Origin of the sequence: Marinomonas algae (assembly GCF_047525555.1) — a bacterium.
Classification (GTDB): Bacteria; Pseudomonadota; Gammaproteobacteria; order Pseudomonadales; family Marinomonadaceae; genus Marinomonas.
In genome coordinates, this window is the sequence record NZ_JBLIXK010000012.1 from 1 (window position 1) to 14,286 (window position 14,286).

14 protein-coding genes are annotated in these 14,286 nt (G+C 40.0%); 13 read left to right on the forward strand and 1 reads right to left on the reverse strand.

Going from position 1 to position 14,286, the window contains the following annotated elements; all coding sequences use genetic code 11:
* The first annotated feature begins 475 nt into the window (after positions 1-475).
* The 12 genes from ACMUMQ_RS13725 to ykgO all read left to right on the forward strand — a co-directional run bounded on the left by ACMUMQ_RS13725 (position 476) and on the right by ykgO (position 10,141).
* Complete coding sequence (locus ACMUMQ_RS13725; RefSeq protein ID WP_024024079.1) at positions 476-685, forward strand: cold-shock protein; 210 nt, start codon at positions 476-478, stop codon at positions 683-685.
* A gap of 161 nt (positions 686-846) precedes the next feature.
* Complete coding sequence (locus ACMUMQ_RS13730) at positions 847-1,398, forward strand: DUF2058 domain-containing protein (protein WP_414682545.1); 552 nt, start codon at positions 847-849, stop codon at positions 1,396-1,398.
* A gap of 412 nt (positions 1,399-1,810) precedes the next feature.
* On the forward strand, positions 1,811-2,689 hold the full coding sequence (locus ACMUMQ_RS13735) for a porin (protein WP_414682546.1): 879 nt from the start codon (positions 1,811-1,813) through the stop codon (positions 2,687-2,689).
* A gap of 247 nt (positions 2,690-2,936) precedes the next feature.
* Positions 2,937-4,025 carry an amidohydrolase family protein gene (locus ACMUMQ_RS13740; protein WP_414682547.1) on the forward strand — a complete coding sequence of 363 codons (1,089 nt, stop codon included), beginning with the start codon at positions 2,937-2,939 and terminating at the stop codon, positions 4,023-4,025.
* Between the two features lie 14 nt (positions 4,026-4,039).
* Complete coding sequence (locus tag ACMUMQ_RS13745) at positions 4,040-4,327, forward strand: YkgJ family cysteine cluster protein (RefSeq protein ID WP_414682548.1); 288 nt, start codon at positions 4,040-4,042, stop codon at positions 4,325-4,327.
* Positions 4,324-4,674, forward strand: coding sequence for a thioredoxin family protein (locus ACMUMQ_RS13750; RefSeq protein ID WP_414682549.1), 351 nt, complete (start codon positions 4,324-4,326; stop codon positions 4,672-4,674). The genes ACMUMQ_RS13745 and ACMUMQ_RS13750 overlap by 4 nt, the downstream gene beginning before the upstream one ends.
* 18 nt (positions 4,675-4,692) lie before the next feature.
* Positions 4,693-5,646, forward strand: a complete 954-nt coding sequence (locus ACMUMQ_RS13755) for an N-acetylmuramoyl-L-alanine amidase-like domain-containing protein (RefSeq protein ID WP_414682550.1) — start codon at positions 4,693-4,695, stop codon at positions 5,644-5,646.
* Between the two features lie 184 nt (positions 5,647-5,830).
* On the forward strand, positions 5,831-7,108 hold the full coding sequence (paeA, locus tag ACMUMQ_RS13760) for a polyamine export protein PaeA (RefSeq protein ID WP_414682551.1): 1,278 nt from the start codon (positions 5,831-5,833) through the stop codon (positions 7,106-7,108).
* Between the two features lie 60 nt (positions 7,109-7,168).
* Complete coding sequence (locus ACMUMQ_RS13765; protein WP_414682552.1) at positions 7,169-7,759, forward strand: glutathione S-transferase N-terminal domain-containing protein; 591 nt, start codon at positions 7,169-7,171, stop codon at positions 7,757-7,759.
* A gap of 194 nt (positions 7,760-7,953) precedes the next feature.
* Positions 7,954-9,540, forward strand: a complete 1,587-nt coding sequence (locus ACMUMQ_RS13770; protein ID WP_414682553.1) for an ABC-F family ATPase — start codon at positions 7,954-7,956, stop codon at positions 9,538-9,540.
* Between the two features lie 202 nt (positions 9,541-9,742).
* Positions 9,743-9,988: a type B 50S ribosomal protein L31 gene (locus tag ACMUMQ_RS13775; RefSeq protein WP_317002938.1), complete on the forward strand. Its 246-nt coding sequence runs from the start codon at positions 9,743-9,745 to the stop codon at positions 9,986-9,988.
* A gap of 12 nt (positions 9,989-10,000) precedes the next feature.
* Complete coding sequence (ykgO, locus tag ACMUMQ_RS13780) at positions 10,001-10,141, forward strand: type B 50S ribosomal protein L36 (protein ID WP_317002939.1); 141 nt, start codon at positions 10,001-10,003, stop codon at positions 10,139-10,141.
* A gap of 92 nt (positions 10,142-10,233) precedes the next feature.
* Here ykgO and ACMUMQ_RS13785 read toward each other — a convergent pair whose 3' ends face one another.
* Positions 10,234-11,871: a methyl-accepting chemotaxis protein gene (locus tag ACMUMQ_RS13785; protein ID WP_414682554.1), complete on the reverse strand. Its 1,638-nt coding sequence runs from the start codon at positions 11,869-11,871 to the stop codon at positions 10,234-10,236.
* A gap of 242 nt (positions 11,872-12,113) precedes the next feature.
* Here ACMUMQ_RS13785 and ACMUMQ_RS13790 point away from each other — a divergent pair, with 242 nt between their 5' ends.
* Positions 12,114-14,018 (forward strand): PhoX family protein, encoded by a 1,905-nt coding sequence (locus ACMUMQ_RS13790; protein WP_414682555.1) that lies wholly within the window; start codon positions 12,114-12,116, stop codon positions 14,016-14,018.
* Positions 14,019-14,286 lie beyond the last annotated feature (268 nt).

The window sequence follows — 14,286 nt, forward strand, 5'->3', positions numbered from 1 at the left end:
AATATATTCACTGTTTGGTAGTGTTATTTACAGACAGGGGGCAATGGAATGCCCAAGCCTCCAAGGTGGAGGCCCTGTCTCCTTTTCATGATGATTCAGAGCTGCATGGATGCAGCAGAAAATTCCTCTCTATTTTAGTTACTCCTTAGTTTTATTTTTTTATGATCTAGCGAGCATTTTATAGTCTCTAATCTTAAGAGGCATGTAGCTATTATTTGCTATAAAAGGCTTTTTTTATTCTTTTATAGCAAATGAATGAAAAATTGTTCAAAACTTGATTGACCCGGTGACTGAAAGCGGACTACAATCAATTTCGTTTAAAAGAGTTGGCAATATTTATGTCCAGAGTTGCGAATACTACGTTACGTATGTTCGGTCCTGTTAAGTCATAAGTAATACCGAGTTTTTTTAGCACTATAACGTATGATGATTTACATCTGCGTATAAATTAACTTAACCTACAGGATAAACAGACATGTCTGACGTAGTAACTGGTACAGTAAAATTTTTCAACGAAACTAAAGGTTTCGGTTTCATCACTCAGGATTCAGGTCCTGATGTTTTTGTTCATTTCTCTGCAATCAACACTTCTGGTTTCAAAACTTTGGCTGAAGGCCAAAAAGTTGAATTCCAAGTAGCTCAAGGCAAAAAAGGCCCTGAAGCTCAAAACGTTACACCTTTATAAGGTAACGTTGCTGAGATTTTTCTCAGTGGTGTGAATGCTAAAAAAGCGACTTTTCAGTCGCTTTTTTTGTTTTTGTACTTGATAGATATATGCAATAGAGAAGACTTCAATATTCTCTAATTTTTTTGATTGTAGAAAATTCTATTAATTAGGAGAAAGTAATGGCGGCCAAATCATTGCAGGAGCAGCTGTTAGGAGCTGGTCTTATTGATAAAAAAAAGGCAAAAAAGATAAAAACTGAGCAGATGCAACATAAGCAAAAGGTGAAGAATGGCAAGGCTGCACCAATAGATGAGAGCGCGCGTTTAGAAGAATTGAAGCGCCAGCGTGAAGAAAAGGCCGAGAGAGATCGCGCTCTTAATTTAGAGCAGCAAAAAGTAGCTCAGAAAAAGGCTATTCAAGGTCAGATCCGCCAGATGATAGAGCAGAATCGAATCCGTAAAGAAGAAGGCGATATTGCTTATCATTTTACTGACGACAAAGTAGTTAAGCAGATTTATATTAGCCAGGCTATGCATGATGATTTGAGTCGTGGTCGCCTTGCTATTGTGAAACTTGATCAAGCTTATGAATTGGTAGCTGAACCAGTCGCAGCTAAAATCAAAGAACGGGACGAAGCTTATGTTCTTGTTTGTAATAACCGACTTGATGACGCTGTTGATGAAGATGACCCATATGCAGACTTTAAGATTCCTGATGATCTAATGTGGTGATGTGCTCTTAGTGAAAGTGAGTTTTCTATACTCATTTTCACTGTTTAGTCCTCCTTTCATTTCCACTTTCACTTCCTTTGTTCCAAGTTCAAGCATGTAATTTACACTTTGATTGCAAATGAGCCGATTTTTTCTCCTTGCCTTTTTCTAAGTTTTGCACATTAACACCTTATTTATTTTCAACCTATTGAAAAATAAGGTTTATTTTCTCCATTATTCTACCTAAAAATCTCGATATTCCTTTTTCTTTAGCTTTTTTCAAAAATAAAGAACCCTAAAAGATAAGACTGTGCAAGTAAGTTTTACACCGTTGTTAATTATCTTGAAATGTTTAGATTATTGTCCTGTTACTTGCACGTATCGTGCATTTTTACGAAGAAAAAGAAATTGCATCTATAAAAAGGAAACGAGAATGAAAAAATCGATTATTGCTCTTGCTGTGTCTAGCGCAGCATTGACTTCTGTTTCTGCTATTGCAGCAGAAGGCTCAACATTTGATGTTTACGGTAATATTCAGTATGCAATTACTGATACTGAAGGTACTGGTGACTTTGCTGACAATGGCTCGACTTTGGGTGTACAAGGTGAAACTAAAATCAATGATGATTTGACTGGTTTCTTCAAATACGAACTAGAGTTCGATGCTGATGAAGATGGTGACGAAGATAACGAAGCGAAACTTGACCAAGCATTTGTTGGTTTAAAAGGCAACTTTGGTACAGTAAAAGCAGGTTCTTTCGACAGTATTTATAATGATGCAATTCAAGATTCCGTAGATCAATTTGAATTTATTGGTTTCGAAGGAGCTGATACGACAGAAGAAGGCGATACGATTGCTTACTTCTCTCCGTCTTTTAATGGCTTAGAACTGCAACTTTCTTCACAAGTTAATACGGCAGAAGGTGCTGGAAATGCGACAACTGCTGTTGCTAAGTACAGTGTTGATGCGCTTACTTTTGCTGCTGGTTATGACTCACTTTCTGATGATGCGGAAGAAACAATTGGTTTCTCTATCGGTTACCAAGTAACGCCAGCACTTTCTGTTTCTGCGAAACTAGAAAGCAACGATGATCAAGATATTACAGGTTTGTCTACTCGTTATGGTTACGGTGCAGGTGATCTTTATGCTTCAGCTCAAGTTGTTTCTGAAGATGGTTCTGATGATTACAACGAATATGCTGCCGGCGTTAGCTACAGCCTTGCTTCAAACATGTATGTTTATGGCGAAGTAGGTCAGCTTGGTGACACTGAAGACACTACGACTGCTGTAGGTGTTTACTACGGTTTCTAAGATCAGTAATTAAATGATTTTATTTACTCTAAGGCTCCGGTTACAAGGAGCCTTATGTTAAGTACGATCATTCAAGGTTCCATATTTCTTCTCTTGTAGGCAGATTGTTGGAATTCTTTTGGCATCAAATGGCAACATTTGGTGCCTTTTTTATTTTGTTTCCAACCCTCAAATTGCTTTATAGCTAAGCTGCTATAATGTCTAATTATTGCTCTTATTTTAACTGTTTGATGTATTGGAAAAATTTATGAGGCACTTTGTCTATCTTGCCCTAAACACTTTGTTGTTAACTGGGTGTGTTTCCTCACAAGAAGGAACTATTAATAGAACACTTGACTCCTTCCGAGGAGAGTCTGCCTGCTATGACAGGGAAACTGAGCCTTATACTCCTGTTGTAGATACACACCTGCATTATCGACCTTTCGATGGCAAAGCCATTCCTTTTGACGAGATGAATGAATATTTGTCTCGAACCAGTGTCCGTTTCGTCAACGTTTACGGTATCGGGCAAATGTTACCAGCCCAGTCTTCTTGTTCTAATTATTCAAAATGCCCTGGTGTCCCTGTTTTACCAACGACACGAAGCGATTTTGTCAATGCAGAGAATATGATTGCCTCAGCTCCTGATGATCTGCATTTGACGTTATCAATGACCTTTACTGATTTATCAAACCCTGAGTCGACTATGGCTTTGATGGCATTGTATGAAAAAGAATACCCAGGTTTGTTTCATTGGATGGGAGAGGTCAATCTAGTCAAACAAGCTCAGTTTAATAATCACCATGTTCCTGCTAGTCCTCAAAATATTGAGCAATGGTCTGACTTCATGGCAGAACTCAGAGCAAGAAACTATCCGATTACGATTCATTCAGATATCGGTAACGACGCTCATCCAACCTATTATTTGCATCTAATGGAAAAAGCTTTAGCGCGCTATCCTGATAATAAAATTGTTTGGGCGCACATGGGAGTCTCCTATGAGCAAACTAGGTTAGATGCCCGCGAGCATATTTCCATTTTGTCCCGTTTACTGGATCAATACCCTAATTTGATGTTGGATATTTCGTGGAGAATATTGGACGACTACTACTTTAGCCGACCTGGTAATCAGCCATTGTACGTTGATTTTATGAACCAATATTCAGAGCGAATTCTTCCTGGTTCAGATTTTGTTGCTTTTCGAAATAATACCTATGAGGTGTATCAAGAAGAGCTGAATGTTACGAGTAGGATACATCAGTACCTTAATGATGATGCATTTCGTAACATTGCATTGGGAGCAAACTATTTTAAATTGCTAAATCTGGACTATCAGGCGCCAGCGGTTTGTTTATAAGGTATCCTGCAGTTATGGATATTAAATTAAACAACGTTTTAGAACCTGAAGTTGCTTGCTCCAACTGCCAAGCCTCCTGTTGCCGGATGGAAGTTATGATCATCAGTGACACTGGTGTTCCTGAAAAGCATATTTCTGTTGATGAGTGGGGCGGAGAAACCATGCTGAGACTAGAAGATGGTTGGTGCTCTGCTGTGGATCGAGAAACTTACTTTTGTACAATTTATGATAATCGCCCTTGGATTTGTCGAGAATTTGAAATGGGTTCTTATGAATGTCGAGATGAATTTAAGAAGGTATGATGCAAGCGGCAACGATTGGCTTTAATACAGAGTACTCTGAAGATGCGACAAGCCTTGAAGAAATTCATGGCTTATCAGGCTTAACTTTATTGGAGTTTGGTGCACCTTGGTGTGGTCATTGTCAGGCGGCTCGTAATGCCATGAAAGAAGCCATCAATGAACATTCTGGCTTGGTGCATATCAAGGTATTCGATGGAAAGGGGAAAAGGCTAGGACGGCAGTTCGCTGTAAAGCTTTGGCCTACTTTGATTTTATTGCGTGATGGGAAAGAGGTTGAGCGTATTGTTCGTTTCACATCAGCAGAGGAAGTCCGTCGATTATTATCATTTTCTCATGATCCTATCTAACGATAAGGCTGGAGAGTTATGTTGAAGTTAGCCTTTTTCTTGGCCTTAGTGAGTTTCGCTGTGTTTTATGTTGCACCTGTAGCCGCCAGCGTAAAAACAGAGTTCTCTTATCAATCCTTGTTTTATCAAGAGCTTGAAAATACTCCGCATGCTGTCTCTTCAGAAGAACGCATTAACTCTTTTAGTCAAATATTTTTAGGTGTGCCTTATGTTGGCGGTGGTTTAGGGGAAGGCGAGCAAGGAAAATACGATAAAGATCCTTTGGTTCGGTTTAATGAGTTCGACTGTACAACGTATGTGGAAACTATTTTAGCGGGCGTCATGTCGAGCTCTGAGAATGACTTCATGCCCAGCTTACTGAGTTTTCGCTACAAAGATAGTAATGTCACTTTTACCTCTCGCAATCATTTTCCAAGTTTGGATTGGATCCCAAACAACCAAGATAAATTAAAAGATATTACCCAGTTAGTAGCACAAGAATCGTTAATGACTGCAGAAGCCATCATTGATAAAACCTCTTGGTATCGAAAAATGGAAAAGAAAAAACTTTATTGTGACAAGGATTTATCTGCCCAGTGTGATGGCTTATTAGACCAACTTCATGATGAAGGTGATGCATTTTTGCCAGAAGTCGCTAGCCTTGATTATGTTCCATTAACCGCACTTTATTTGCCATCATCAGACAAGTCCGATGATGCTAGCTTTATAGTCGATCAATCTATTTTAGACCGGATTCCCTCTGGTAGCGTGATTAGCATGGTACGACCAAATTGGGAGCTTAAACAGTGGATTGGCACAAATATGAATGTTTCCCATCAAGGGTTTGCAATACGCAAAGAGGGTCAATTGTTACTTCGTCACGCCAGCGTGCTTCATAAAAAAGTGATTGATGAAGATTTTGTTGATTACTTTTCTCGATATACCAGCACATCGTCTCTAAAAGGTTTTAATGTACAAGTATTAAGAAATTGATATTAAAAGAGTTTTCAAATCCTCTATCTTGATAAATAAGGCTTTTAAAAAGCGCTTTTTATGCTTATAAACAGTGTTTTTGCTCTCTTCTAAAAGTATAAAAAATATACATTGTGTCTGCTCAACTTCCTTCTATAATGCGCTCATATTTGGGCTAGGCCCTTTCTTTTAGAGTGAGAAGTAAATGAATGATATGTTGAGTATTGGCTTATTAATTATTGCTGGTGCCTTATTTGCTATGTCTGAAATTGGTATGGCGGCAGCACGGAAAATTAAGCTTCGAGTACTGGCCGAAGAGGGAGACTTAAAAGCTCAAGCTGTTATTAATCTTCAACAAAAGCCTGGGGCCTTTTTTGCGATGATACAAATTGCATTAAATGCCATTGCCATCTTGGGCGGTATCATTGGTGAGCAAGCGCTTACACCTTATATTAAAGATGCAGTTAGCTTTTTTTATACTGGGCCTTTATTAGCTCAAATTAGTTTCACACTGTCGTTTTTGGCGCTGACGTCGTTGTTTATTTTATTTGCGGACTTACTGCCAAAACGTCTTGCGATGATTATGCCGGAAGCCGTAGCGATTCGTATGGTAACGCCAATGCTTTGGGTGACGTTTTTGTTAACGCCAGTGGTGTTCTTATTTAATGGCATCACCAATATTATTTTACGTTTATTCAATGTACCGATTGAGCGGCAAGAAGTGGTGACGACTGAAGACATTGTTGCCATGATGGACGCTGGTGCTGAAGATGGCAGTTTACAGAAACAGGAATATCAGTTGATCGGAAATGTGTTTGAGTTAGAAACTCGTAATATTTCTAGCACTATGACGCCACGAGATCAGATTATCTACTTCGATATTGATGACAGCAGTGAAGTGATCAGTCAGAAGATCATTGATCATCCTCATAATGACTTCTTAGTTTGTAATGGCAGTTTAGATAAAATTGAAGGCATTATCGAATCAAAAGAAATTCTGCGATTGGTTTTAAAAGGTGAGCCTGCACAGATTAAAGCAGAGAAAGTAGACAAAGATGTTTTCTACCTGCCTGAGACATTGACGCTTTCAGAAGCGTTAAATGCCTTTCGTGTGGCGCCTCAGGCTTTCGCTGTGATCGTGAATGAGTATGCGACCATTGTTGGTATTGTGACAGTCAAAGACTTGTTAGCTGGCTTCATGGGAGGTTTGCTAACACCTGAAGATGAAGAACAAATCGTTCAGAGAGATAAAGATTCATGGTTGATTGAAGGCTTAACGCCGATCAGCGATGTTATGCGCAGCTTAGATATTGAAGACTTTCCAGATCGTACTCAATATGAAACTCTTGGTGGTTTCATGACATATAGCTTGAAACGTTTACCGAAGCGGACAGACTCTTATATCTACGAAGGATATAAATTCGAGGTGCTTGACCTTGAAGGGGTTCGAGTTGAACAGCTGTTGGTGACTCGTTTAAAGTAAAGGCACCTTAAGTCGGAAAGTGAACACGATTAAACGCAGAATAATGACAGGATGCTTAATATGAAATTAGTCATTGGAACTTTATCCACTTGGTCATTAAGAGCTTGGATGTGTGGTCAGTTGGCTCAAATAGAGTGTGAAATACACGCAATTGACTTGTCGAAAGATGGCTACAAGGAGGAAGTGCTGAAATATTCTCCTACAGGCTTAGTTCCCGCTTTAGTCGTAAAGGATTTGGTTATTCATGACTCTTTGGCAATTACAGAATATTTTAATGAAAAATCCAATGGTGCCTTGTATCCAGAAAACTCATCGGAAAGAGCATTGGCAAGAAGTCTTTGTATGGAAATGCATTCTGGTTTTATGAACTTGAGAAGTCAGTGTCCGTTCTCATTAGAAGCAGTGTCACCATTAATGGATAGAAATGAGGGCATTCAAAAAGAACTGGATAGAATCGCTGTTATTTTTCAGCAAGCCAGGTTGCCTTTTATGTTTGATAACGCCGGTGCTGTGGATGTTTTTTATGCCATTCTTGCATATCGATTACACTCCTATGGTGTTGAATTTAACGGAACGGCTGGAGAATATCAGAAGAGTTTGTTGAAATGGCCTTTATTAGAAAAAGCCATTCAGTTCTCGAATAGTTTATAACGCAGGGATCAGATGACTTATTTTTCAAAGATGATAAATGAGTCACTGATGTCTGGTTTTAAATACTCTTTTTATCCCTCGACTTTATCGCTTTAACTCTCTATATTCGCACCCCTTTGTGTTTATCTTTTGTACGCTTGCTTAAGCCGCATTGATAAACCGCTTTTCTCATTACTTACTCTCAGGACTTTCTTTTGATTTCCACAGCTAATATCACCATGCAATTTGGCGCAACGCCATTATTCGAAAATATCTCTGCTAAATTTGGTAACGGCAATCGCTACGGTTTGATTGGCGCGAATGGCTGTGGCAAGTCGACTTTCATGAAAATTCTGAGTGGTGTTTTAGTGCCGACATCAGGCAATGTCTCCATTACACCAGGTGAAAAAGTCGGCACCTTGAGCCAAGATCAATTCGCTTTTGAGGAATACTCTGTCGTTGATGCTGTGATTATGGGCGATGTAGAGCTTTGGAAAGTGAAGCAAGAGCGTGATGCGATTTATGCCAAGCCAGAAATGAGCGAAGAAGACGGCATGCGAGCGGGTGAATTAGAAGCCGAGTTCGCGGAGATGGACGGTTACAGTGCCGAAAGTCGCGCTGGCGATATCTTGCTTGAAGCGGGCATCGAAGAAGAATATCACTTTGGTTTAATGAGCCAAGTAGCGCCGGGTTGGAAATTGCGTGTGTTATTGGCACAGGCTTTGTTTGCTAACCCTGATATATTATTGCTGGATGAGCCAACCAACAACTTGGACATTCACACAATCAACTGGCTAGCGGGTGTATTGAACCAACGTAAGTGCACCATGATCATTATTTCCCATGACCGTCACTTCTTAAACACAGTATGTACTCACATGGCGGACATCGATTTTGGCGAATTGAGAATTTATCCAGGTAACTATGAGTATTTCATGGAAGCCTCTTCGTTAATTCGTGAGCAATTACTCACAGAAAATGCGAAGAAAAGTGCTGAAATGGATGACTTACAGGCTTTTGTAAACCGCTTTTCTGCCAATGCATCAAAAGCCAAGCAAGCCAGCTCTCGTGCGAAGAAGCTAGAAAAAATTGAGTTATCAGAAGTAAAACAATCGAGTCGAATGACGCCGTCGTTGAATTTCAAGCAAGATAAGAAGTTGCATAGACAAGCTCTGATATTAGAAGATCTGGGTCATGGCTTTGAAGATGAAATGTTGTTTACGGGCGGCAGTATGATTCTTGATGCGGGGGCGCGATTAGCGATTATCGGCGAAAACGGTGCGGGTAAGACTACCTTCCTTCGTTGCTTGATGAATGAATTGAAAGCCAAACAAGGCGAGATCAAATGGGCGGAAAATGCGGTGATAGGTTATTGCCCACAGGACAGTACAGAAGACTTTAATTCAGATCTGACCTTGTTTGATTGGATGTCTAAATGGCGTACTGCGAAACATGATGATTTGAAAGTTCGTGCCATGTTAGGTCGTTTATTGTTTACAGCGGATGACTTCAATAAAAAGGTTCGTGTCTGCTCTGGTGGTGAGAAGAACCGCTTATTATTCGGCAAGCTTATGATGATGGACTTGAACGTCCTTGTTATGGATGAGCCAACTAACCACATGGACATGGAAGCCATTGAAGCCTTGAATAATGCTTTAATGGATTTTGATGGTACGTTGATATTTGTCAGCCATGACCGAGCCTTTGTCTCTTCTTTGGCGAACCGTGTAATTGAAATCAAAGATAACAAGATTATTGATTTCCAAGGGACTTATGATGAGTATCTAACGCATATTGCTTAAGGCCTCATCGAAACATTTTAATGATGTAAAAGATCACACCCAATGCCGCTTTTAGAAGCGGCATTTTTGTTTGGGCTTACAAGTATTTTGGTTTTTTGAGTGATCAATTTAGGTGAGCAGTAAGTATTTTTCAGCGGACAAAGGACAGTATTGCTCTGCAAATATAAAATGTTATATCATAACATTTTATAAGGAGTATCCAATGCGCAAAAATATCCACCCAAATTACCGAACGGTTGCCTTCCATGACACTCAAATTGACACTTATTTCTTCATTGGGTCTACCGTTGAAACACAGCAAACAATTGTACGAGATGGGACAGAATACCCTTACATGGCGATTGACGTATCTAGCTCGTCTCACCCTTTCTATACAGGTGAACAAAGAACACACGGCACTGAAGGCCGTATCGCACAGTTCAAACGTCGTTACCGTAAGAGCAAATAAAGGAAGATTGTCATGAAAATTCTCAGCTCTTTAAAAAGTGCTAAACATCGTCATAAAGATTGTAAGGTCGTAAAAAGAAGAGGGCGTCTGTTTGTTATTTGCAAATCAAACCCTCGTTTCAAAGCTTCTCAAGGTGTTAAAAGTAAACGCTAAGATGTGAGGTAATCATTAGAAAAAAGCAGCCAGCTAATATATTAGTCGGCTGCTTTTTTATTGCGCGGATGTTGCTGTTTCAACTCGCTTTTTTAGAGCTTAAAGGTCGACATCACCTTGCGAGTTTCTTTTGATGTTTCAGCGAGAGCTTCGCTTGTTTGATTATTTTTCTGAACTTGCATACTGGCTTGAGTGGAAAGCTCGGCCACTTTTGTATTCAAGTCATTCAGCCTTTGTACTGCATCACTTTGCATAGAAACACTTTGTATTACCGTGTTACTTGCTGTGTTTATGTCATTAACCGAATGCGCGATCTCTTGTAGATACTGTGAGGTACGTGACATTTCTTCTGTAGTTTTTTGCGATTGCTGATGGCTTTCAGTAATACGAGATTCCGCTTCTTTCGCGCCATCTTGCAATTTGTTGATCATAGCTTGAATTTCGTCTGTTGATGCTTGAGTTCGGCTGGCTAAACCACGAACTTCATCTGCAACAACAGCAAACCCACGACCTTGCTCACCTGCACGGGCAGCTTCAATCGCCGCATTTAAGGCCAATAAATTAGTTTGCTCAGAAATGGCGCTGATAACATCCAGTACGGAACCAATTGTTTGTGACTGCTCGGCAAGCTGGACAACAGTTTTAAGTCCTAACTCAAGTTCATTAGATAATTTATCTAATGATTCAACGGTTTGCTTGATTGACTCTTGACCTGTTTGGGTCTTACTAGCTGTATTTTGTGCTGATGTGATAGTGGATTGCGTTGTTTCAATCACTTCATCTTTAAAGCTATCAACTTCTTTAATCGTGTCTGTCATCTGAGCAAACATGCCTTCACGTTCTTGAGTGATTGCTTTGGTTTTTGAAGCAACAGTTTTTAGCTCTTGGCTTTTATTTTCAACTTCTTGGTTGAGTGCGACAGCTTTTGTGAGTGTTCCAGAAAGTCGGTTTACAAAAGTATTATAGTGAGCTGCAATCTTGGTTAATTGGTCATTGCCTGCTTCAGGTAAACGAGCGGTTAAATCACCGTCACCATGTGAAATGTTCTCCATTGCTAGGCGTATTTGACCTATCGGAAGCAGAATCGAGCGCATAATTAAGAACGAGATAAATAAAGCGGCTAAAATAATCACGCTACTAATGATGCTGAGTTTGATGGCTTCTTTATTAAATTGAGCATCAACATCATCTAGGTAAATACCAGAACCGATAATCCAGCCCCAAGCTTCAAAACCTTGAACATAGGAGATTTTTTCAACCGGTTCTTCGCTACCAGGTTTTGGCCATAAATAGTCAACGAACCCTGCGTTTTGCGCTTTTACGACTTTGATAAATTCAGAAAAGATTTTTTTCCCATTTTTGTCTTCAAGACTTAATAAGTTCTTACCATTCAATGACGCGTTTGCACCATGCATTATCATGTTGCCTGCATTGTCATTTATCCAAAAATATTCGACTTCTGAATAGCGAGTATCTTTGATGGTTTCCATAGCAAAGCGTTGTGCCTGCTCTTTGCTCAGCTCGCCAGATTGCTGGAGCGTATAAAAATACTCAAACACGCCAGTGGCAGTTTCAACAACATGCTTTGTTTGTGAGTATTTCTCATTGAGAAGAGATTGTTTGTTGGTGGTTAAGCTTAAATAAATAACGAGTAATAAGCCTAAGGAGAAGAAAAAAACTAAGCTGACTAAGCGTAGATTGATCGAGAATTTACGTAAAGTGTTGATCATTTCAATATCCTCAAAAGCATTATTATTTTATATGCAACTAGTCTCGACATGTTGCCTTTTCCTCATATAACCATAATGCAATCTAGCTGTCATTTTAATGCCATTTTTTCACTGTAGTTTTATGTACAACTTCCTTTTGCAGGGGGAAGTCTTCTTTTAACAGTCAGTATTTACAGAGGCTAATGCGGAAAGCAGTGTTGCTGAGCGGCAGTCATCTATTAACAATATTATAGGGCAGTATTATGAAAACCGTGCAAAAACATGATTTAAGCTTTGATGAGTTAGATGAATTAGTACGACCAGCGCCAGAGGTTGTAGAGTTTGAAGAAGTATCGAATAAGATGGTTTCTCGCCGTGGCTTTTTGGGCGGCGGTGTCGCTGTTGGCGCGGGTGCTTTTGTTATGGGATCAACCACATTAGCCGCAGGTAAAGCGCTTGCTGCTGGGTCAGAAGAATCTCGCCTTGCTTTTAAAATGGTGAAAGCAAATGCGCTTGATACTGTGACTGTTCCAGAAGGTTATAAGTGGGAAATATTAGCGTCTTGGGGAGAGCCTATGTTTTCCAGTACACCAGATTTTAATGGTGCTACTGGCGGTACTGGTGCATCTCAAGAAGCTGCGTTTGGAGATCATTGTGATGGTATGGCATTGTTTGCCCATCACGGTCGTCAAATTCTATGTGTAAATAATGAATACACGAATTTAAAAACACTTCACGCCAATCGTACAGATGGTGTGCCAGCAACAGCAGACGATATTCGCAAAAGCAAAGCGGCTCATGGTGTCAGCATAGTTGAAATAGCCCATAAAAATAATCAATGGAGCATAGTAAAAGATTCGGAGTTTAACCGCCGTATTACTGCCGACACAGAAATGGACATTACAGGTCCAGCTCGTGGTCACAAATTGATGCGTACTTCATCTGATTCTAAAGGTGTTATTGCAAAAGGCACTTGGAACAACTGTGGTAATGGTCAAACGCCTTGGGGAACTTACTTAACCTGTGAAGAAAACTTCAACGGCTATTTCTCTTCAAGTGACGAAAACTTCTCATTAACTCCAGAGATGAAGCGTTATGGCATCAGCCATAAAGATTGGGGTTACAAGTGGGCGATGTCTGACTCTCGTTTTGATGTATCAAAAGAGCCTAACGAGCCTAACCGTGCAGGTTACATTGTTGAGATTGATCCATTAGACCCTAAAGCTCGCCCTAAAAAACGTACTGCGCTTGGTCGTTTCAAACATGAAAATGCAGAGTTAACTATTGCTTCTAATGGTCATGTTGTCGTGTATTTAGGCGATGATGAGCGTGGCGAGTTTTTATATCGCTTCGTTTCTAAGCATAAATATTTAGCAGGCGGAAACAACCGTGATCTATTAGAAGAAGGCACCTTGTATGTTGCCAAATTCCACGACAATAATCGTGGTGAGTGGTTGGCGTTAACGCCAAAAACAACAGGTATGACCGAAGCGGAAATTTCAATTCATACTCGTATCGCAGCCTCCAAAGTTGGCGCAACGACAATGGATCGCCCAGAGTGGGTAGCATCGAATCCAAATAAAGTGGAAGTATTCTGTGCGCTAACCAATAACAAAAACCGTGGAGTTAAACCAAATGCGGGTGGTGATGCAACGCCTGCTGGTGGGCCAAACCCTCGTGTTGAAAATAACTTTGGTCAAATCGTTCGTTGGACGCCTATGAATGAAGACCACACAAGTAGTGACTTTAAGTGGAATTTGTTTGTGTTAGCGGGCAACCCTGCTGTATATGACGATGCAAATGCAGGCTCTCAAAATGTGAATCAAGATAACATGTTCAACTCGCCAGACGGCTTGAAGTTTGACTCTAAAGGCTTGTTGTGGATCCAAACAGATGGCAACTATTCCAATGCGAAAGGCTTTGAAGGGCAAGGTAACAACCAAATGTTGGTTGGAGATCCTGAAACAGGTGAAATTCGCCGCTTCTTAGTAGGACCTAAGGAGTGTGAGATTACGGGCGCTGCTTGGAACACTGAGCGTACTACTATGTTTATCAGCGTTCAGCATCCAGGTGAAAAAGGTGATTCTCATTGGCCTGGTGGCGGTCAGTCTGTGCCTCGTTCAAGTGTGATTGCTATTTCCCGTAAAGATGGCGCGGTAATCGGTTAATGATTTATCGTTAGTCGACCATTGAGGCACGAAAAAAACCAGTATGGTATTCATGCTGGTTTTTTTGTATTTTACCTTTGTGCTATAAGAAAAATTTATTCGATTGGTGTGAGTTTTGGCTCATCCTTCTTTTGATGTAACTCTTTCTTTTTCATATTTTGTGTCATAGTCTTAGTGATACACGTTATTTTTATAGATTCCTTAACTATATTAATAAGTTGAATAGAGTATATAAACGCCATCACTCTCAAGGTTATGGTGAGCAAAT